The organism is Secundilactobacillus muriivasis (genome assembly GCF_054785195.1).
In genome coordinates, this window is the sequence record NZ_BAABMI010000038.1 from 1 (window position 1) to 19,681 (window position 19,681).

Here is a 19,681-nt window from a genome sequence, read left to right on the forward strand (position 1 = left end):
GCAAGATCAAAAGCCGTCAGTTTTTGAAAAACATGAAAACTGACGACTTTTTTGAAAGGTATGAATAATTCAGGTATCAATATATAAATTAACTTTTATTAGTTTTTCGTTTAATTTTCTATCTACCGCATAAATATAAAGCCCATTAACCCCACGAGTCAACAAAACATTCAACTCATTCGCCAACAACTGATCACTCACATACTCCTTGCGCCCATTATCAAGTGTCCGTTGCCGAATTGCGTTACTATTATGACTCTCATTCGGATCAAAAATAATCTTCCCATCCCGATACTTCACAGATGGCCCAATAATTACACCACAATAGTTGAGGTCAAAGCCTTGAATCGTATAAGTCGAACCAATTTCATCAATCGTTTGCTTCTGCTCTGACCAAGCTAATTTCTTAGCCATGTGCTTTTGATCTTCATCAATTGGTAGTTGCAGGTTCCAAGGTAGATGAAGATTATCCGCATCAACCATCCAATAATCACCATCATCAGGCTTGCCTTTTTGCTTATAATTCCAGTCAAAAGTTGCTACCATCCGTGATAAGCCAGCATTATCTCGGTCTTCGTTTCGCAATTTAATTTGATGATACATTTCAACCGGGTCATCAAAAATTCTCAAGTCATAACCTTTACTGTCTTGGTGAATTGGCCAAACTTCACGTTGATCTGTCAGTGCACGAATCCAGTTAACGGTCTCCTCGTCTGCATTTATCCGCATCTGATTTTCTAGTCGAACAAGATTTTTCTGTGATTTAGCATGCGCTTCCAATTCTTTAATCGCAGTATATTCAAGGTAACCCTCTGTTTTCAATACCTGTTTCGGATCAAAAATAGCAACTACGACTTTAGCACGTGCCATAATATCTTTTAACTGGTTTTTACCTTGATAACTTTGCTTTCCTTGCGTCCAAAGTAAATGTGCTTCATCCACTAAAACAACGTCTACTTTTTCTTTAGGATCGTGCGTCGTAATAAAGTGTGTTGGCTTCGATACCACTTCTTTACTATCAATTCCCAGTTTTTTAATAATATCGTTGTAAACTTTCAGTTGTTCATCATGGTTAACTAACAAAAAGCTACTAAGATTTTTAAATTCCGGGTGCTCATTACCGCTGCTATACTGATGTAGCAAATAGAATATTGAGCTTAACAGTACCGTTTTACCAGAACCCGCTTCACCTTCTACTAAGACCAACTGATTCTCTTGCTCAGAAAGTAGACTGGTCATCAATCGTTCCAAAATTAAATCTTTTGCTTCAATTTGTTCTGAAGTTAATTTATGAAATGGCGAAGCCTTAAACAGTGCTGAATCTTGAATAATTCTCTCCAGCGGAAATAAATTGCCTTCTAATTCCCGAAGTTCTCGCCACACCTTCGAAAAAATATTGTCCCGGACTTCTTCGGTATAATATTTATTTTGATCATTTTCACGGCGATTATTTAACTTCTTAACGCTAGTTACACCAGACATATACAACATCATTTTATTTTCAATATCAAGCGTCAGTGACTTGTTAAATTGCTCATGCCCAATCACAATCATATTAACGCCTTTTTCTTTACGAAAAGCTTCCCAGTCCTTTCGAGTCTTTGGATCCTCAATCAAATGTTGCTTAGTCCGCTGCCGAATATTATTCGTTTCCCCTACATAAACGTTGTACTGACCATGCGCATCCCTTTTATAAATCAGGTATACAGTCGGATAGTCGAAAAGAAGCTCATTATTGTGAGTCTCTTCTCTTAACTCCTTAAGCGCCTTAGCATTGTAATCTATTTTTTTAACCACCGGCGGATTTATATCGCTCACACTATCATCCCCAACTATTAATCATCAAATCGCCAATGGCGTTGTTTGTTTTGCTGCAACTTTTCATGAACTAAGTCATTAGGATTAACACCTAATTTCTCGCACATATAGTAGGCATACGTCAACGTATCAGCTAATTCCATCTCTAATTCTTGTTTTTCTTTGTCATCAGATATTACTTCATCATCTGATTTAGCGTCCTGCCATAAAAAATGTTCACTAACTTCTCCGGCTTCGATGTTTAAAGCTCTCGCAAGTGCTGGGAGCGTGTGATATTTTTGCCAATGACGTTCATTACGAAAATCAATGATTTCTGATAGTACTTGATTATAATCCATCTTTTAATTCTCCTTATCTTTTTAATAATGAATAGCTGTTAGTCACCACTATTTTTTTCATTATCGATATTTTTTTCAACATTGTCACTCAACAATACTCATTCAACCGCTTATACTTATTTTTCAGTACAAGACCTACAACATTTGGTTTTGTAAAAGAAAGAATCCATGTTATGATAGGGTCTATAAAAAAAACATTTACTTTCTAAAAAATATACCTATAAGGAGGAGTTAACTTGGATTCTTTACTTTCTATTGCAGACTGCGCTCAAATTTTAAAGACATCTTCCCAATTTGTAAGAAAACAAATTCAGTTAAATTATCTCCAAGCAGATAAAATAAGTGGAAGTTGGATTATACCAAAATCTAATTTAGATAACTGGATTAACAAGCAAAACTTCATTATCGAACCTGATGACCATCCTAGAGCAAGTACTCAAGTTCCTGAAAAAATTGCTCTAAGCTTCTTTACTGGTGCCGGTGGACTTGATATAGGGATGGCTCAAGCTGGAATTCATCCTCTATTGGTTAGCGATATTGACAAACACGCCCGCAAATCCATTTCTCAAAATTATCCGGATGCAGCGTTAATTGGCGATGTAACCAAATATGATGCTGATAAAATTTATGAATATGCAAAAATTCCTCGAGATCGTACCGTTGATTATATGTTTGGCGGCCCTCCATGCCAAGCTTTCTCGACTGCCGGTAAACGCCGCGGGTATGATGATATTCGTGGAGATGTTTTCATCAAATATCTAGAACTAATTGGTCAAATTAAGCCTAGATACGCCGTTATAGAAAACGTACGTGGTTTATTGTCTATTCCAGCAATATTTGATTCTACAGAAACTGGTATTAAAGGCGGCGTACTATTATACGCTCTCCAAAAGTTACGTAGTTTTGGTTATACTGTATCGTTTGATTTATATAATTCAGCTAATTTTGGTGCTGCTGAAACTCGAGAACGAGTTATTATTATCGCTAAATTAGGAAACCAAAAAGTTGACTATCTCCAACCTACTAATAGTATGGACGAAAATTTTAACCTTCCTAAATGGCGTACCTTTAACGATGTTGTTTCCGATATCGAGAATAAACCACAACATTTTATCGACTATCCAGTAAAACGCATGAAATATATTAAACATATTCCTGAAGGCGGAAACTGGCGTAGCCTCTCTGATTCTTTACAACGTGAGGCAATGGGTAAATCCTACGGTCTTCCTGGTGGAAAAACTGGCTTTTATCGGCGCCTATCATTTAGTAAGCCTGCCCCAACACTAGTTACTCACCCAACTATGCCTGCAACAGATTTAATTCATCCAATTGAAGATAGACCGTTAAGTGTTGAAGAATACGCTCGAATTCAAGGTTTTCCTGATAATTGGGTTATTGAAGGTTCATTACTAGATAAATATAAACAAATTGGAAACGCAGTTCCTGTTCCCTTAGCTAAAGCCATTGGTGATAGGATTATAGCTGATGAGCACGGCCATAAACTTTCTGAAGACTACGACTCTTTTAAAAATTCACGCTATAAAAACACTCGTGATCATGATTGGGAAGAAAAGACTTTACGTATTGCTGGTAAAACGTCAAAACAGTCACAAAAAGATTTGATTAACTTAGACAATCAATTGTCCTTGTTTTAATTTTACGTTCTACTTAAGCAAAATCAATCTAATTTTAATTATATCAAAGACAGCACCTAAAATTCGTTAATTCAAATTCTAGATGCTGCTTTTTTATTACTAAATTAATAATCACATTGGGGTTAACTTTAACTACCTCTCTTAAGAAATGTTCGTAGTCTTCTTCTGATGTCTTTACTCCTTCGAGCTCCATTAATTCATTTAGTTTGTCCCACATAAAGCATGGAAGTGGCTTTTTATTTCGCGTAATAGTTTTCAGTCTATTCCATTTCTTAATTTGTGTTCCTTCTCTAATTGCGGAACTGGAACTATTTTCAGTGTTATCTCTATTCTTAATTTGAACAAAACTAGTAATGGTTCCTTGAGGCTTCACAAAATCGCATGCTCGTAATGTTTCACCGCGGGCCCAAATCCAGCCCTGAGGTTCTGCAACACTAGCTATATACTCCTCTAAAAGATTACCTTGAACATTCTCCGCACTCATAAATAACTGGTGCACTCTACTTTCTTCTTCAACCTCTTTCTTAGATAACTTTTGATATTCTTGAACCATAATTTCCAAAACAGGATCAACTGCACTTTTAGAAATTTCAGCTATTCGTGAACTAGGTGGGGTTTGAAGTGCACTTTTATATCTATTTACCCACTTTGTAATATAATCTTTAGGATCTGTCGACGTTGCTTTGACATTTAAATTCGGAAATAAATGATTCATATCGCTTAGTGCGATTTCAAATAATTTTCTAAAATTGGCTTTAATCTCCGAATTATCTGGAAAAATTGCCGTAAATTCACTTCTTGAAAGTACACTATCGAACTCATTTAAAAGTTGTGTAATATTATAATTAGTATAATCTGCTATCTTTTTACTTTTAGCCATGTCGTCCTCCACATACTTCACAGTTATCCCATTATTAACAAATCATTTTCATTTAGTTTAAGTATAACTACTTACAACAAAAACCGTAACAATAAACTGACAATAATTGTAAAAATTGATATAATGGCCTTGCAACAACTACTATAGTTAGCGCCATGAAAGTTTTACGGTTCGTATAAACTTTTATGGCGTTTTTATATATATTTCTTCCGTTTTTTGTCATGGAAATTTTCGGTAGTTCCAATTTACAGTCGGGTTATCTTTCACCCACTTTTTTTCTTGAATATCGTTCGTGTATACTTCAATTTTTTTGTCCGTTTGCATATTCATTTTGGAACTTACTTCTGTATCATCTGATGATATTTTACCTTCCACCTCATCCGCCGCCGACTGCTCCCCAGCCCACTTCACCAACTTCCGCCACAACCACCGAACCAGCAAAATCACCGCAAAAAGCGCAACAATCCCAATCACAAAGTTCCGCCAATACGGCAACGACGACCGCGAAAAGCCATAATCCTGCACAACCATAATCAAGCCAATCAAACTCCCGATACCAAACGCCACATAGTGCCAGTTGATAGTCGTTTTTGTCTCAGGTTGGCCCTCTGGTTGTTCAGTCACTTGCTGTTCGGTTCCGTGCTTTTTATCCTGTTGATCCGCCATAACTACCATCCCTACAATCAGCATTATCTACTCAAAATTTATCCGTTCATTCTTCACCTCTAATACTAAATCATTCAAAAATATTTCGATACCCAAACTACCGAATAATCCCGATTTTCAGCTAATAATCGGCTCGAATTTATCACACCATTAAAAAATTTCCATTGACATCCAACCCAACTCAGCCTACACTGGTGTCAATCAAATATGTATCAAGAGTGTTGCGAGTGACTATGCACAATGACCAACCGGCAACGTACCGTGAGAACGGCAACGTGCCCCACCATAGTAGGATGCAGACTGGACGTAGTAAGCCGTGCATTCGCACGGCTTTTTTCATATTCTGCATTACTTCGCTTTAAGGAAGTGATGACACATGGATTCAAGTTAAGGCGCATCCGTTCGAGATCAAACAGCCCGAACGGATCGCCAACCCACAAAACTGAATACCGCATTTAGAGTGTTGGTAGTGACTATGCACAATGACCAACCAGCAACGTACCGCAATCGCGGCAACGTGCTCCGCCATAGATTGGATGCAACCCAACTAGTCGTGCATCCGTGCGGCTTTTTTTATTGGCTAAATTTCAATTACAGTCTCGTTAAACGCCGTTGTGCCGGAATTTCAACAACTCATTCACCCAAATTAGGAGGTTCCCACCATGACCCACATATTTTCAATTCACGATACCCTTTACGAGGTTCGCTACAATCCCACCGATGTGCTTATGAATTTTATCAAACAACAACATCAAGCTGACACCCTGCCTAGTTGTCAGCAACTCGACCTCGCTTGGCAACTCTGCCAGTATCCCGCAGACGACCGGGCACTTCGCAACTTAGTGATTCCAACGCTCGCTAAGTTAGAAAAACAGGGCTGGCCAACGGTGCAGCACGCCAACGACCAGTCGCTCTCCCACGACCAGTTCATGACCTACATTCAGGATGCGGATCAGGAATTCCACTGGGTGCAAGATTTGACTCGAATGTCGCATTTACCAGCGGATTTACGGCAACGGGCTTTGGCCTTGTTGGCAGAACTCAATTAAACCGATCTACTCAAATCAGGAGGCAATTTATCATGCTTATCACAGTTAACAATTCATCCAACTATCGCGTCATCCAATTCACACTAGCAACCCCAATCAACACTGACATGTCGCTTAAGCTTCGAAAAACTTTCAACCTGAATGGTAATTTTATATGAGCGCTGTTGTTCCCAGCTACTGCATAAATTTGAAATACCACAGCTATCCATCTGGTTCAATTTATCAAACCGAATTCAACCTTTTTACTCAACAGTCAATGTCTCACACCACACTTCAACCCTAGGAGGATTCACCATGCAAAAATTCTACAGCTCATACGGCCACCTCTACAGCAACGTCCGCACCGGCAGTGCCGCCATCAACCAATTTCTAGGCACGTTCCAAATCTCAGAATGGCGCGATCAAGATGGTGAGCAGCGCGCCCACCACCTCGATCCTTACCAACTGCATTTATTCTGGGAACTCTGCGTCTCCCGTCATCAAGAAGCTGACTTCCGCTGGTTTTTCGCGCAGTACGTGGCACCGCTCAAGGAAAACCAAGCGCAACTGCAACAAGAATGGCGCGACCCCTATAATCAGCAGCTTGGCACCAATCCTGATTTAAAGCGGCACCCTCATGAGTCCATTTGCAGTTACTGGACCCGCTTGGCTGGTCAAGCGCAGGACGAAGACGACCTCTATTCGTTGAAATACACCCTGACGTTAACCAACGCGCAAAAGTGGCTTCAAAAGATCGGCCGCGATTCAGTATTTCCACCAGACATTCGCATGCAAGTCGCCAGCATTTTAGGCACGACCGACTTTCGGGGACCATCGATCAACCATGACCAACCGCACACCGTTTTCTACGCCAATCACAGATTGCACAAGAAATCCGAAAAGAACCCAGATCCGCTACAAGATTATTTCATTGCCGAACAACGGCGCGCCGCCAAAACCGTTTACTCACCCAACGCGCTTGAAGCCGACTTATTACCGCGTGACCGAGAAGTCTCAATTGCGTGGCAACTCTGCCGAACAGCTGCTGACCGGGACGCCGTTCACGCGATTTTGGCTCCTTGGTTAGCCCTTATCAGCCAAAAGCGAGCAGCCATTTTAGCTTACGGCCGTGCTAAAACTGACGGTCATTTAGACAACGATGCCGTCATCCCCATCCCTCACCGTTTTTCAGTCAACAGTATTGCGGATTGCGACAGCTGGTTACACAGCCTTACCAATAATCACTACCTACCACTCGACATCCGCCAGTCCGCCGCCAACTTAATCAACGACCCTTTGGTGGTAGTTGAAGCCTAATCTTACTTATTACAAAGGAGACTATCATGACTCAAATTTATTTTTTCAACAACGAATTCGTTAAAGTTACTACCGAACCTCAAGAAGCACTCAATCAATTTCTCAACACACCATCGATCTCAAAAATTGGCTTACCCGACTGCCGGCAGTTAGACATGGCCTGGGAACTCAGTGACACCCCAGAAACCGATGCCAAATTACGTTTACTGGTCGAACCCGTTCTTAACAGGTTAAAAGACGGCTCGTGGGCGGTGATTCCCTACGAAAAGACAGAAATCGTTGACAAAGCGATGGCCCGCGAAAGATGGATGGGGCGTCGAACCAGATCATACAACTCCGGATGGTTGCATCAAGTAAAAGACAGCCCCCACTTTCCAGCAGATCTTCGTCAGTTAGCGGCTGATTTATCGGCAGAATTTCCTGACAACGACTAATAACTTGTCGGACAGTCTGAAAGCTAAACTATAATTATAAAAAACGTGATCTCAAATCAGCTTTTTAGCCGTTTGAGATCACGTTTTCTACGTATCGTTTTGTTTGTTTAAATCTTAATGTTGGGTTGGTTATTCTTCTAAAATTTATATTGATAAGGATCAAATAATTTTCTTAACTGATCATTCCCATAGCAACGAACGTAACTTCGAAACTTATCTATAGCCTAAACGTGCGCCAAAACTCAGACCCCGGCCATATAAGCCATTATTCCGGTAACTTCCAAGCCCAGGAAGCTACCGGAATAATGGCTTATATTCTGGGGTCTAACCGAGTTTTGGCCCACTCTCTAATTCGTCATCATCACTCCAATAAACAACGCAATCCCAGCTATCGTCAGCAAAAAAAATACAACCGCCGCACAACCCGGCCCAAGTAGCCCCACTATCATATCAAACAACATCGACTTCAACTCCCTCATTGCTAGAATAGCACTTATCATCGGCTAATCAATCACCAATTAAGTAGCCAAAACTGATATTTATGTAACCCCTTACTAATTTGTAACCAAATTGTTACTTATGAAGCCCCTACCTGTTCTGTTACACTAACCAACGTTGTGTCGAGAATAGAATAATAGGAGAAACTATATAATGCCACGTAATTTTAAAGAAGAAGCTGTATTTACCGCTATCATGGCTGGCCTGATGGTCTTCGTGATGGTCTGTTATAACGTTGTGCTGGTGCAAGGATTCACCAAGGGCTGGTTGCTGGCCTCACTCGCCGATTACCCACTGGGTCTGTTGGTCGCCATCATCTTGGATATGTTAGTCGTTGGCCCAATCGCAAAGGGCTTGGCGTTCAAATACATCATTAACGATTACATGAAGAAAAACGTCATCTTCATCGGGATCACGATTTCCGTTTTGATGGTCCTTGGCATGGTATCATGCATGTCACTTTTCGGGATCATCATGGCCCACAACCTTGGCTGGGCCGCTTACGGTCACGCTTGGCTCTTTAACGTCATCGTTGCCTTGCCATTACAATTACTCATCGTTGGCCCAATCGCCCGTGGTGTGTTAGGTAAGATGCAAGCCGCTGCTGATAAGGCTAAGGAAACTGCACCTGAAAAAGAATTAGACTAATCACTCACAACAGCGTTACCCGTTGCATCATCAACGTGGTAACGCTGTTTTTGTTTGGCCTCGAAATCGGCCTTTTAGTGTTCCAAAGCTACATTAGTGTAATATAATGTAGGTGTAAGTTACACCATCTAATCAAACCACTAATCAGAAAGTAAGTGAGCGCGATGTCTGAGTCTCCAAAACAACCTAAAATTATCCCCAGTGGCAATTTCAAAGCGACTGATAAGCCGGTGCAGTATAATTTTGTGCTGCATCAGGATAAGAAGAAATCTTATCAGCCTCGGCATAGTGTGCCTGCAGGACAAGCCGTGCCTGTTGCTACTCAACCAGCGACAGCACCTCAACAGACACACTCCGCGCGTGGCTGGGTCATCGGTATTTTACTGGTTCTAGGCGTGATTTTTTGGCATCCGATTTGGCGAATTATTTACATCTGTGTGGCATTCATCCTCATTGTCTTTATAGATACCATTCCGTGGCTAATTGGACTTGCTATCATGTTCTTTATTATTTGGCTTATAGGCGACACCGGCAGTGGCAGCGGTTCTGGCTACGGTGACAGTTGGGAGGACGGCTACTACACCGGTTATGATGAATATCAGCTCTGGCACGAATATGGTCACGATAATAATGATGACTACGATGGTGATGGCGGCAGTGATTGGTATTAACATCACTTACTATTAACTTTAAAAGTGCCCATAATGTAGTTTACTTGTACGTTGTTTGGCACGCTTTACGTTTCCAGTAACGATGACTACGTAACCGGTAAATTAACTTCAAAAATAAATCCGTACACGACTCCCAACTGTCGTCCTTAATTTACTGAATCAAGATTTTTGAAAAATACCCGTTCGCGCTCGTTTAATTGCCCCAAAATTAGCTTTTCTGTCCCAAAAATACATTAGTGTAATATATATAATGTAGGCGTAAATTAAGTCATCCAATCAAACCACTAATCAGAAAGTAAGTGAGCGCGATGTCTGAGTCTCCAAAACAACCTAAAATTATCCCCAGTGGCAATTTCAAAGCGACTGATAAGCCGGTGCAGTATAATTTTGTGCTGCATCAAGATAAGAAGAAACCTTATCAGCCTCGGCATAGTGTGCCTGCAGGACAAGCCGTACCTGTTGCTACTCAACCAGCGACAGCACCTCAACAGACACACTCCGCGCGTGGCTGGGTCATCGGTATTTTACTGGTTCTAGGCGTGATTTTTTGGCATCCGATTTGGAAAGTGATTTACTATGGCGCCCTGTTCATTGCCTACATCTTTTTGGAGGCCTTACCATGGCTGATTGTTATCGTTATTTTACTGATTCTTAATTGGCTCTTCTCTGGTAAAGGTGGCGGTGGTGGCGGTTCTGGCTACAGCGATAGCTGGGAGGATGGCTACAATGCCGGCTACGATGAATATAATCTGTGGCACGGGGACGATCACGATGGTGGCGATTGGTATTAGGGTGTTTCAATTCGAATTTTAAAAGTACTCAATAAAAGACGCGTCACACCGTAGCTCTCCGCTACCGTTGTGACGCGCCTTTTCAATCATCAATCAACTTATTCTTTAGCGATTGCCAAGCCATACCAAGCCGTCTTGGTATTCGGGTTCAACTGATTGACCATAATGTTGTTAATGTTATAGATACCTAATTTGTAGTCACTTAATTGATTTCGCTTCGCCTGGGTGTAGCCCTGTTCGGCTAACAATTTCTTCACCGCCGCAATCTTCGTGGCGTTGGAAGCCGTTCGGTGATCATAGAGGTATTTTGTTACCGTTGGGAACGACACAAGCTTGGTATAGTTTGTGTCATCAACGTCATCATCATCGTCTTCGTGGAAATTCCGCTCAGCAAGAAGTGAGGAATATGCCGTGATTTTGGTTAAGTCTAAATCAACCGGTGTATTTGGAAATAGCGCAACCATTGCCCGGGTCAATTTTTGATAGTTATTCGTCTTGATGTAGTTCATGTAATCCGCGGAAGACACGAATTGATACGGTAATACTGTATCGGTCAGCTTATGGTAGGTCGTTTGACCTTCTGCCAGATTGTTAGCGGCAACGTAACCGTAAATGTATCCCTTACTTGTCTTGACGCCAACATAGTAGTACCAGCTTTCGGTGCCGTTATGCAGCAGCCGAATCGAATGCCGGCGGCCAAAACTCTGATTGGCGTAGTTCTTCAAATTAGCGCGGACTTTGGTATGCGACCAATCCCACATGTAGACGTTCTTCGTTGTACTTGTGACGTGATATTGGCCACCCGCATAAGTTGGCATGGCATACCGCTTACTCGTCACCTGATAGCCCTTGGGGTTGTAACCCTTCTTCAGATAGCCACTCCAGACCCAGCCCCGCTTCGTGCTGGGAAAGTTCGTCACCTGAACCCACTTCGACTTCCCCTTAGTTGCCGTCGCCAGTTGGTACCAACTGTAAGTCGGATATGACTTTAAGTTATATAACTTCTTCGTGTGTGTATCGTTCCAAATATAGGCTGATTTCGTCGTCGACTTCGCGTGATAAGCCACAACCTTAGTGTAACTATTGTACATAAAGTCGCTACTTGCCTGAATATTACTAAATGCCGTCTTCACCGCCGCACTCGCCGGTTGCCCCGCAAGGCCCAGCAACCCTAACGCCACAGCAAAGCTCGCTGCAACTAACCCTAATCGTTTATGCATCTGAAGTTCCTCCCCTAGAGACCCCTAACAGTCTCCTACTGAACTGACAGTTTTGTGTGTTTGTCATTGATAGTGTAGCAAATCCATTTCTAAGCGTGTGGAAAATGGCACTTTTTTATCTGTTTTTTAAGAACCATCAATTTGCGCTAAACCAACCAAAATAGCACCGTAGCTCCCGGTTCCAACGCCCAGAAGTTACGGTGCTATTCTTAATATCCTAAAAACTCATTTAATCCATGACATGTACTTATCTAATGATCTCATGAATCAACTTAATCGGTTCCGCCTCCGCCGCAATCTCAATATTGGCATACAGCAGTTCCTTAATGTCCGCTAATTCTTCCCGGTTAGCGTAAATCGTCAACAGCGATTCGCCCGCCTGAACCGGATCCCCCACCTTTTTGTGGAGCTCTAATCCTACAGCGTAATCCAGCTTGTCGTCCTTGGTTTGACGGCCGCCACCTAATAGCATGGCCGCAATCCCGATCTCATCGGCAGTCATCTTAGCGACAACGCCGCTCGTTTGCGCCGGTAATTCAACCTTGTATTTGGCCTGCGGCATGATGGTTGGGTCGTCACAAACATCGCCATTGCCACCTTGGGCAATCACCATTTGACGGAAGCTTTCCAACGCGCTCCCATCCGCAACGACGCCTTCTAACATGTGCCGGGCTTCTTTCAACGTAGCCGCCTTCTTTGCAAGTACCACCATTTGGCTCCCAAGGGTCAAGACCAAGTCGGTAATATCGTCGGGGCCTTCACCCTTCAGAATTGAAATGGTTTCTTGAATCTCAAGCGCATTCCCGATCATTCGGCCCAACGGTTGATTCATATCCGAAATCACGGCCATGCAGTTCATGCCAACGCTTTGACCGATACCAACTAAGGCTTTGGCCAAATCTCGCGCATCGTCTTCATCTTTCATGAAGGCGCCGGAACCGGTCTTCACGTCCAAGACCAAGGCATCCGTCCCTGAAGCAATCTTCTTACTCATGATGGAGCCGGCAATCAGCGGAATTGAGTCCACGGTGTCGGTCACATCACGCAGCGCGTAGATTTTCTTGTCAGCGGGGGCAATGTTGCCGGTTGCGCCAACGATGGCCAAGTTGATGTCTTTAACCTGTTGCTTAAATTGGGCTTCACTCAGCTCAACATTGAATCCCGGAATGGCTTCCAGTTTATCCAACGTGCCGCCAGTGTGGCCGAGGCCCCGACCGGAGATCATTGGAATCGGAATCCCCAGTGCGGCAATCATCGGTGCCAGTGGCAAACTGGTTTTATCACCAACGCCACCCGTCGAATGCTTGTCCACTTTGATGCCCGGAATATCGGAAAGGTCCAGTTGGTCCCCCGACTTCAGCATTTGCATCGCGAGTTCAGCCTGTTCGTCATTTTCCATGCCATTAAAGTAGATTGCCATCAGCAACGCGCTGGTTTGGTAATCTGGGATACTGCCATCGGTCACACCTTTGACGAAGAATTCAATTTCGGCCTTCGTTAAAGCGCTTCCATTTCGTTTGTGGTCAATCACATCGACCATTCTCATCGTGATTCGCTCCTTAATCTGGTTGAGACACTAACCGGTGAGCTGTATCAATATCGGTGATCAAGCAGTTTGTGTAGCCTCCAGCTAAGGCGCCTAAAATGGCGTCGTACTTGCGGTCACCACCTGCAACCAGAATCGATTTTTGTTTTTGTTTTAAGTCCGCCAGTTGAATGCCCACCGTGCGAGCATCAATGTCGGGTACTGCCACTTGCCCCGCGTCATCAAAGTACCGGGAACAGATGTCGCCAATCGCCTTGGTTTGGATTCGTTTTTGTTCGGTTTTGGAAAAATACCCCGTTTGGAACAACAACGCGTCATCGTGCACCGTCCCCACCGTAAAGATGGCAACGTTAGCCTGCCGACCGAGTTCAATTAACTTTTTAATGTGGCGGTCCTGCATCACGATGTCGTGGGTCGTCTGGGTTTCAAAAATTACGGGTAACGGCATGATACTTGGTGAAGTCTGGAACGCAGCCCCAAACTTCATCACGATATCTTCCGCATAAACTGGCGTTGGGGTGTAGGTCATCGCGCCCTTGAGTTCCACGATACGAACGTTTTCAGCCCGCTGGGCACCCAAGTGGTTAGCGACGGCATTCATGGTGCGGCCCCAGCTGACCCCGATCACATCGTTGTTTTGCGTGGTTTGAGTGAGGTAGTCCGCCGTGTATTTGCCCAAATCAGCAATCAGTCGTTGATAATCGGCCGTGCTGGTGTAGACCACGTGAGCTTCCTTTAACCCGTACCGCTGCCGGAGAGTTGCTTCCAAATTGGCGACACTTAAAAATGGGTCGACGATCTTGATCTGAACATAACCCTCATCCTGCGCAAACTGCAGCAATCGCGACACGGTTGGCCGAGAGATATGCAGTTTATCGGCAATTTCAGCCTGCCCCAGTTTTGACTCGTAGTAGAGCCGTGCGACCCGGATACTATCTGAAATTCGTTTGTCAGTTGCGGATTTAGTCATTTTGTCATCAACCCATTCTCAATTTATAGTTTAATGGCCGTTTCGAGGGCCACCGTCATCATCTCACTGAAGGAGCTTTGCCGCTCTGCTGCGGAAAGTGCTTCGCCAGTGGTTAGATTATCACTTACGGTGTTGATTGACAATGCTTGAACGCCATACTTGGCCGCCAACATGTAGAGGGCTGCGGTTTCCATTTCGGTCCCGAGGACGCCGTAATCGATTAATTGTTGGTAATCGATCTCATCGTTGTAGAAGCGGTCAGCACTGAAAATGTTGCCGACTTTAACCGGTACGTTAGCTGCTTTAGCGGCTTCGTACGCCGTTAACAGCATGTTGAAGTCCGCCGTTGGGGCGTAGATGACGCCCGCTTTGAAGGTGTTTTGGATGATAGCCGAATCAGTTGAGGCCGATTGGGCGATCAGAATGTCGCGAATCTTAACGGCCTCGCCAAACCCACCAATACTCCCAATCCGCATCAAGTGCTTCACGCCGAAGAACTTGATCAGCTCGTTCGTGTAGATGGAAATGGAAGGAATCCCCATCCCAGTCCCTTGAACGGATACCCGGTGTCCTTTGTAGGCCCCAGTGTAGCCAAATGCGTTCCGGACTGAGTTGTATTGAACCACGTCTTCCAAGAAGTTTTCCGCCACGTATTTCGCCCGCAACGGATCACCTGGCATTAAAACCGTTTCTGCAATATCGCCCATTTCGGCGCCAATGTGTGTACTCATGGTAGTGTCCTCCTAGTAGCCAGAGTGCGGAACAAAACGGGTTGGGAGCGGAGCCTAAGGTTACTCGGACATAAAGCCCGGGTTTGGCTTTATGTTCGAGTTGCCTTAGGTGCAGCTCCCAGTTTTGTGGAGCACGTTTCGGCTATATATGATTATCCCTGAAGGTGTCAGGGAGCACTTGTAGCCAGAGTGCGGAGAGAAGCGGTTAGAAAGCGGAGCGTAAGCGACGTTTGCCAGAACTCCCGGGTTTTGGGAGTTGTGGTGAACGTCGCTTACGTGCAGCTTTCTGCTTCTCGGAGCACGTTTCGGCTAGATATAAGTCTCCCTGCATGCACCAGGGAGCACATTTCAACTAGATAAAATTTTTCCTAAATATAGGCAGCAATCCCTAACTCAACTCACCCAAAAACGAAGTCCCAACCGGATTCCCATCAACCTCAAAGTTATCCAACACCGTCGCTCCAAAGTCCGCATAAGTCTGCCGAATACCCAACGAGGCACCCTTTGGCAAGCTTGGACTATAGGCCAACAATGGCACGTATTCGCGGGTATGGTCGGTACCCTTAAAGCCAGGGTCGTTCCCGTGATCGGCAGTGATGATCAACAGATCGTCCGGCTTCAAAATTGCCAGCAGATCGCCCAGTTGTTGGTCAAATGCCATCAGTGCTTCGCCGTACCCCTGTGGGTTACGGCGGTGGCCATACATCGCGTCAAAATCGACTAAGTTGGTAAAGCTAAAGCCAGTAAAGTCTTTTCCAGCGTTAGCAATCGTGTGGTGCATCCCGTCAGCGTTGCTTTCGGTGTGCACGCCTTCAGTGATGCCGTGACCGGAGAAGATATCGTTGATCTTACCCACAGCCAAAACGTCGTAACCGGCTGCTTTAAGTCGATCCATATCGGTTTCAGCGGTTGGTTCTAAGGCAAAATCATGGCGGTTCGCTGTCCGGGTAAAGTGATCCTTATCCGGGCCAACGTAAGGCCGCGCAATGATCCGGCCGATCCGGTAAGGTTGGTCAATGGTGATCGACCGCGCATACTCACAGATCTTGTAGAGTTCTTCTAACGGAATGACGTCCTCGTGTGCCGCAATCTGGAGTACGGAATCACCTGACGTGTAAACGATCAGGTCGCCCGTGGCCATCTGGTGTTCACCGTAGTCGTGAATGACATCGGTGCCAGAGTATGGCTTGTTGACGATGACTTTGCGACCACTGAAGTCTTCGATTTGTTTGACCAGTTCAGCTGGGAAGCCTTGTGGGAAGAATCCGAGGGGTTCCGTAACCGGTAAGCCCATCATTTCCCAGTGGCCGTCCATGCTGTCTTTGCCGACTGACGTTTCGTGCATTTTACCGTAGAACGCTGACGGGTCAGCGACCACTGCGACGCCTTCGATCGGGTTGTTTTCCCGAATGTTGGACAGCCCCATCTTCTCAAGGTTTGGCAGGTTCAAGTCACCTTTAAAGTGGGCGCCAATATGGCCCAGGGTGTCCGCACCAACGTCACCAACGTCCTTTGCATCACTCGCTTCACCGATCCCAACAGAATCGATCACAATTCCAAATACTCGTTTAAACCGCATCACAACGGACCTCCTTCGTTAGTCTTCTGTCACAATTTTAACGCTGGCGCTGGCACCGATCCGAGTGGCACCGGCTTCGATCATTGCTTCAGCTTCGGCCTTTGAGTGAACGCCACCTGAAGCCTTAACACCTAAGCGGTCACCAACGGTCTTGCGCATCAAGGCAACGTCAGGCACCTTAGCACCGGCAGTTGAGAAGCCAGTTGAGGTCTTCACGAAGTCGGCGCCGGCCTTTTCGGATAATTCGCAAGCGCGAACCTTTTCTTCGTCGGTCAACAGAGAGGTTTCAATGATTACCTTCAATAACTTACCTTCAGCGTGAATGGCATCAGCTAACGCCTTGATGTCCGCTTCAACGGCATCGTTATGCTTAGCCTTTAATTCACCAATGTTGATGACCATGTCGAGTTCATCCGCCCCATCTTTGATAGCTTGTTGGGCTTCAAACACCTTGCTGGCCGTTGAGGTTGCCCCCAGAGGGAAGCCAATAACGGTACAAGTGTTCACCGTTGAATCCTTCAACGCAGCGGCAGTCCGGCTTACCCAGTATGGGTTGATGCAAACAGACGCAAAATCGTACTTGATGGCTTCTTCGATCACCTTATCGACATCGGCTTGCGTAGCATCGGCGTTCAAAATGGTGTGGTCAATGTATTTAGCTAATTTCATAAGTAGTTCTCCTTTGGCGCCCCAATCCGGAGGTGCCGTACGTATTTTTGTAACCGGTTACATTCTATCGTGTTTTTGAACATTTGTAAACCGTTGTGCTGAACTAATGTAAAATTTCAGAGAGTGGAGAAGGGCGTTCAGAAGGTGGTGTATAAGGACGGGCAGGCGAAAAGCCCTGGGCTTGGGGCTTTTTGCCTGTCCGTCCTTATATGCAACCTTCTGCCCTTCGGAACTCGTTTCGACTCGAGAACAGTTAAAAATCTAACATCATCCTCCCTGTCACATAAAAAGGCTAAACAACCAAGGCAAACTAAAAACGACACGAGTGCTCAAATTGAGTCCCATGTCGCCTCTTAATACTCACTAATAACTGCCATCCGCCCGGTGCGAATAGTCCCGGCTAACCTTCTTGCCCTTAATGTAATCAAAGCCATAACCGCCCTGATACCCCCGAAGCACCTTATAGCTGTGCCCCTTGATCTTTCGACTGGTCAACCGAAAACCCAGTTCCGGAAACGGACTCAGGTAGCTGGCCTTAATGGTGGCTTGCAGTGTGAAATACTTCTTGCCGGTCAACTTCCCGGAATAAGCCAACTTGTGTGCGTTAGACTTACTCGTCGACGTGATTTTAAAAACTGATTCACCCGGATTTTGAATGTAAGCTGAATGCGCTGCAACCTTAATTTTCGACCACGTATGCGCGCCATTGTAGCGGTAGAACGTCCCCCGAATGGCGGTTGGCGTGGTGCCGGTTGTTTTCGCTTGTGCTTGATTGCTGTTAACTGAACTGATACCTAATCCTAATGCGACGCTAGTGAGCGCTAGCCCGATAACTGACTTGATGTGCATGTACTTCTCCCCCTAATCAATTGAACTTACCCATTAGTGTACGCTTCTGCGTTTTTTGATACTAGGTTTGATTTAGCGCTCACCAAATTATTTGCTGACAGCAACGGCTTTAATATTCCCTTAATTTCGCCTTAAAGTCAGCCCCGTTAACCGGTTTAATGATATGCTTTACCTGATAAATCTATAATAATTGGGGACGATTTACCTTGAAAAGAATGTTAGCAATTATTTTAAGCGGGGTTACACTCACACTTGGTATGGCGAGCCTATCAAGCCAAGCTTCAGCAAGCACTACCAAGACAGCATTTAGCAATATTAAAGCAGATTCAACCTTCGAGTATAACCAATACACGAAGGTGACCACCTACCACGCAAAATCGATTAAGCAATCAGCTTATATTTGGAACGACACGCACACCAAGAAACTTTCGAATCTTAAATCTCATCCAACCTACACTTGGTTCCAGACAGCTACGGCTACAAAGGGCAACGCCAAGTGGATCCAAGTTTCCAATCAGCCTCAGACAATCAAGGGCTGGATTTGGAGCGGCTATTTGAAAAAGGGCTATAACACTCAGGGTTACCAAATCATTAGCAAGCGATTTGGTCCCGGTTATGGTGAGGGGTACTACCATGTCACCAATCCTCAAAAGAATGCCTACCTCTGGGATTGGTCTCACACCAAGAAACGGGTCAATTTGAAGCACTATCTCAATCAAAGTTTGCTTCGGAGCCATACCGTTGTGATGCAACATAATGGTCAAAAAGGAACGTACTACTACACAACTGTTAAAACCGCCAAAGGCGACGTTTCGGGTTACGTCTCCGCAAGCTTAGTTGAGAAGGGTTATTCAACCTATTACGCGGGTGTGACGGCGCGGTATCCGTTAACCTTCGCAACAACGGCAAACTATCTCGACTACATCAAACAGAGTAAGTATCAAAAATTAACTCAGGAAATAATGGCGTTATTCCCAAACACTCCCGTTGATCTCGGTTTATCACAAATTGCGGCGTATACCTATGGGGCAAAGACCATCGAAGATGGTGATAGCGATCTAGACCCACTCGACCAATCGGGTTATACTGACATCGTGCCGTTTAAATCGGTTATAGCCTATTTGTACAATCACCGAACGGCGTCAAACGCCACTAAAATTGCGGGCGTGAAGAAGTTGCTTGCTGCAGCGGGTTATCCGGCGGCTAAGCGCGCTAAACTGACTGATTATAAGTTAGGGATTTATAACATTAACAACATCTCTATTTACAACAATGGTGAAGGAAAAACGGCTTGGTATAGCTTAGCCATTGGCAAAACAAATTAAGGTTTAACCGAAAAGCTGTGCTATTTCATTTACGACAATCAACAAAAA

Annotated in this window: 19 protein-coding genes; 8 read left to right on the top strand and 11 right to left on the bottom strand. The window is 44.5% G+C overall.

Features of this window, described 5'->3' with window-relative positions:
* Window positions 1–69: 69 nt before the first annotated feature.
* Together ACYVR3_RS10065 and ACYVR3_RS10070 are read right to left on the bottom strand one after the other, a co-directional pair.
* Window positions 70–1,818: a DUF2075 domain-containing protein gene (locus ACYVR3_RS10065; protein WP_461244142.1), complete on the bottom strand. Its 1,749-nt coding sequence runs from the start codon at window positions 1,816–1,818 to the stop codon at window positions 70–72.
* 17 nt (window positions 1,819–1,835) lie between these two features.
* Window positions 1,836–2,156, bottom strand: a complete 321-nt coding sequence (locus ACYVR3_RS10070) for a nucleotide pyrophosphohydrolase (protein WP_461244143.1) — start codon at window positions 2,154–2,156, stop codon at window positions 1,836–1,838.
* Between the two features lie 236 nt (window positions 2,157–2,392).
* Between ACYVR3_RS10070 and ACYVR3_RS10075 the strand changes: the two genes are divergently transcribed.
* Window positions 2,393–3,811, top strand: a complete 1,419-nt coding sequence (locus ACYVR3_RS10075) for a DNA cytosine methyltransferase (RefSeq protein ID WP_461244144.1) — start codon at window positions 2,393–2,395, stop codon at window positions 3,809–3,811.
* A gap of 43 nt (window positions 3,812–3,854) precedes the next feature.
* Here the strand turns inward: ACYVR3_RS10075 and ACYVR3_RS10080 are convergent, their stop codons facing one another.
* Together ACYVR3_RS10080 and ACYVR3_RS10085 are read right to left on the bottom strand one after the other, a co-directional pair.
* On the bottom strand, window positions 3,855–4,691 hold the full coding sequence (locus tag ACYVR3_RS10080; RefSeq protein ID WP_461244145.1) for a SinI family restriction endonuclease: 837 nt from the start codon (window positions 4,689–4,691) through the stop codon (window positions 3,855–3,857).
* 219 nt (window positions 4,692–4,910) lie between these two features.
* Complete coding sequence (locus ACYVR3_RS10085) at window positions 4,911–5,357, bottom strand: hypothetical protein (protein WP_461244146.1); 447 nt, start codon at window positions 5,355–5,357, stop codon at window positions 4,911–4,913.
* 662 nt (window positions 5,358–6,019) lie between these two features.
* Here ACYVR3_RS10085 and ACYVR3_RS10090 point away from each other — a divergent pair.
* From ACYVR3_RS10090 to ACYVR3_RS10115, 6 genes are all read left to right on the top strand, one after another.
* Window positions 6,020–6,406, top strand: coding sequence for a hypothetical protein (locus tag ACYVR3_RS10090; protein ID WP_461244147.1), 387 nt, complete (start codon window positions 6,020–6,022; stop codon window positions 6,404–6,406).
* Between the two features lie 294 nt (window positions 6,407–6,700).
* Complete coding sequence (locus tag ACYVR3_RS10095; protein WP_461244148.1) at window positions 6,701–7,702, top strand: hypothetical protein; 1,002 nt, start codon at window positions 6,701–6,703, stop codon at window positions 7,700–7,702.
* A 26-nt stretch (window positions 7,703–7,728) separates the two neighbouring features.
* Complete coding sequence (locus tag ACYVR3_RS10100; protein WP_461244149.1) at window positions 7,729–8,136, top strand: hypothetical protein; 408 nt, start codon at window positions 7,729–7,731, stop codon at window positions 8,134–8,136.
* 651 nt (window positions 8,137–8,787) lie between these two features.
* Window positions 8,788–9,282, top strand: a complete 495-nt coding sequence (locus tag ACYVR3_RS10105) for a DUF2798 domain-containing protein (RefSeq protein WP_057151744.1) — start codon at window positions 8,788–8,790, stop codon at window positions 9,280–9,282.
* Between the two features lie 164 nt (window positions 9,283–9,446).
* Window positions 9,447–9,953, top strand: a complete 507-nt coding sequence (locus ACYVR3_RS10110) for a hypothetical protein (RefSeq protein WP_461244150.1) — start codon at window positions 9,447–9,449, stop codon at window positions 9,951–9,953.
* 308 nt (window positions 9,954–10,261) lie between these two features.
* On the top strand, window positions 10,262–10,744 hold the full coding sequence (locus ACYVR3_RS10115; RefSeq protein ID WP_461244151.1) for a hypothetical protein: 483 nt from the start codon (window positions 10,262–10,264) through the stop codon (window positions 10,742–10,744).
* A 98-nt stretch (window positions 10,745–10,842) separates the two neighbouring features.
* Here ACYVR3_RS10115 and ACYVR3_RS10120 read toward each other — a convergent pair whose 3' ends face one another.
* The 7 genes from ACYVR3_RS10120 to ACYVR3_RS10150 all read right to left on the bottom strand — a co-directional run bounded on the left by ACYVR3_RS10120 (window position 10,843) and on the right by ACYVR3_RS10150 (window position 18,308).
* Window positions 10,843–11,964: a hypothetical protein gene (locus tag ACYVR3_RS10120; RefSeq protein WP_461244152.1), complete on the bottom strand. Its 1,122-nt coding sequence runs from the start codon at window positions 11,962–11,964 to the stop codon at window positions 10,843–10,845.
* Between the two features lie 247 nt (window positions 11,965–12,211).
* Entirely contained in the window at window positions 12,212–13,510 is a 1,299-nt protein-coding gene (locus ACYVR3_RS10125) for a pyrimidine-nucleoside phosphorylase (RefSeq protein WP_300562997.1), read from the bottom strand.
* A gap of 13 nt (window positions 13,511–13,523) precedes the next feature.
* Window positions 13,524–14,480 carry a sugar-binding transcriptional regulator gene (locus ACYVR3_RS10130; protein ID WP_054732470.1) on the bottom strand — a complete coding sequence of 319 codons (957 nt, stop codon included), beginning with the start codon at window positions 14,478–14,480 and terminating at the stop codon, window positions 13,524–13,526.
* 23 nt (window positions 14,481–14,503) lie between these two features.
* The gene (gene deoD, locus ACYVR3_RS10135; RefSeq protein ID WP_461244153.1) at window positions 14,504–15,211 is read right to left on the bottom strand and encodes a purine-nucleoside phosphorylase; all 708 of its coding nucleotides are present in this window, start codon (window positions 15,209–15,211) and stop codon (window positions 14,504–14,506) included.
* Between the two features lie 388 nt (window positions 15,212–15,599).
* The gene (locus ACYVR3_RS10140) at window positions 15,600–16,790 is read right to left on the bottom strand and encodes a phosphopentomutase (RefSeq protein WP_461244154.1); all 1,191 of its coding nucleotides are present in this window, start codon (window positions 16,788–16,790) and stop codon (window positions 15,600–15,602) included.
* A gap of 18 nt (window positions 16,791–16,808) precedes the next feature.
* On the bottom strand, window positions 16,809–17,459 hold the full coding sequence (gene deoC, locus ACYVR3_RS10145; protein WP_054732465.1) for a deoxyribose-phosphate aldolase: 651 nt from the start codon (window positions 17,457–17,459) through the stop codon (window positions 16,809–16,811).
* Window positions 17,460–17,822: 363 nt separating this feature from the next.
* A complete protein-coding gene (locus tag ACYVR3_RS10150) occupies window positions 17,823–18,308 on the bottom strand; it encodes a hypothetical protein (RefSeq protein ID WP_461244155.1) in 486 nt (161 codons plus the stop codon).
* A gap of 206 nt (window positions 18,309–18,514) precedes the next feature.
* Between ACYVR3_RS10150 and ACYVR3_RS10155 the strand changes: the two genes are divergently transcribed.
* Entirely contained in the window at window positions 18,515–19,633 is a 1,119-nt protein-coding gene (locus ACYVR3_RS10155; RefSeq protein WP_461244156.1) for a hypothetical protein, read from the top strand.
* Window positions 19,634–19,681: the final 48 nt, after the last annotated feature.

Coding starts and splice junctions, on each gene's coding strand:
- ACYVR3_RS10070 (WP_461244143.1), bottom strand. CDS start 2,156: ATGGATTATAATCAAGTACTATCAGAAATCATTGATTTTCGTAATGAA.
- ACYVR3_RS10080 (WP_461244145.1), bottom strand. CDS start 4,691: ATGGCTAAAAGTAAAAAGATAGCAGATTATACTAATTATAATATTACA.
- ACYVR3_RS10085 (WP_461244146.1), bottom strand. CDS start 5,357: ATGGCGGATCAACAGGATAAAAAGCACGGAACCGAACAGCAAGTGACT.
- ACYVR3_RS10090 (WP_461244147.1), top strand. CDS start 6,020: ATGACCCACATATTTTCAATTCACGATACCCTTTACGAGGTTCGCTAC.
- ACYVR3_RS10095 (WP_461244148.1), top strand. CDS start 6,701: ATGCAAAAATTCTACAGCTCATACGGCCACCTCTACAGCAACGTCCGC.
- ACYVR3_RS10100 (WP_461244149.1), top strand. CDS start 7,729: ATGACTCAAATTTATTTTTTCAACAACGAATTCGTTAAAGTTACTACC.
- ACYVR3_RS10105 (WP_057151744.1), top strand. CDS start 8,788: ATGCCACGTAATTTTAAAGAAGAAGCTGTATTTACCGCTATCATGGCT.
- ACYVR3_RS10110 (WP_461244150.1), top strand. CDS start 9,447: ATGTCTGAGTCTCCAAAACAACCTAAAATTATCCCCAGTGGCAATTTC.
- ACYVR3_RS10115 (WP_461244151.1), top strand. CDS start 10,262: ATGTCTGAGTCTCCAAAACAACCTAAAATTATCCCCAGTGGCAATTTC.
- ACYVR3_RS10120 (WP_461244152.1), bottom strand. CDS start 11,964: ATGCATAAACGATTAGGGTTAGTTGCAGCGAGCTTTGCTGTGGCGTTA.
- ACYVR3_RS10125 (WP_300562997.1), bottom strand. CDS start 13,510: ATGAGAATGGTCGATGTGATTGACCACAAACGAAATGGAAGCGCTTTA.
- ACYVR3_RS10130 (WP_054732470.1), bottom strand. CDS start 14,480: ATGACTAAATCCGCAACTGACAAACGAATTTCAGATAGTATCCGGGTC.
- deoD (WP_461244153.1), bottom strand. CDS start 15,211: ATGAGTACACACATTGGCGCCGAAATGGGCGATATTGCAGAAACGGTT.
- ACYVR3_RS10140 (WP_461244154.1), bottom strand. CDS start 16,790: ATGCGGTTTAAACGAGTATTTGGAATTGTGATCGATTCTGTTGGGATC.
- deoC (WP_054732465.1), bottom strand. CDS start 17,459: ATGAAATTAGCTAAATACATTGACCACACCATTTTGAACGCCGATGCT.
- ACYVR3_RS10150 (WP_461244155.1), bottom strand. CDS start 18,308: ATGCACATCAAGTCAGTTATCGGGCTAGCGCTCACTAGCGTCGCATTA.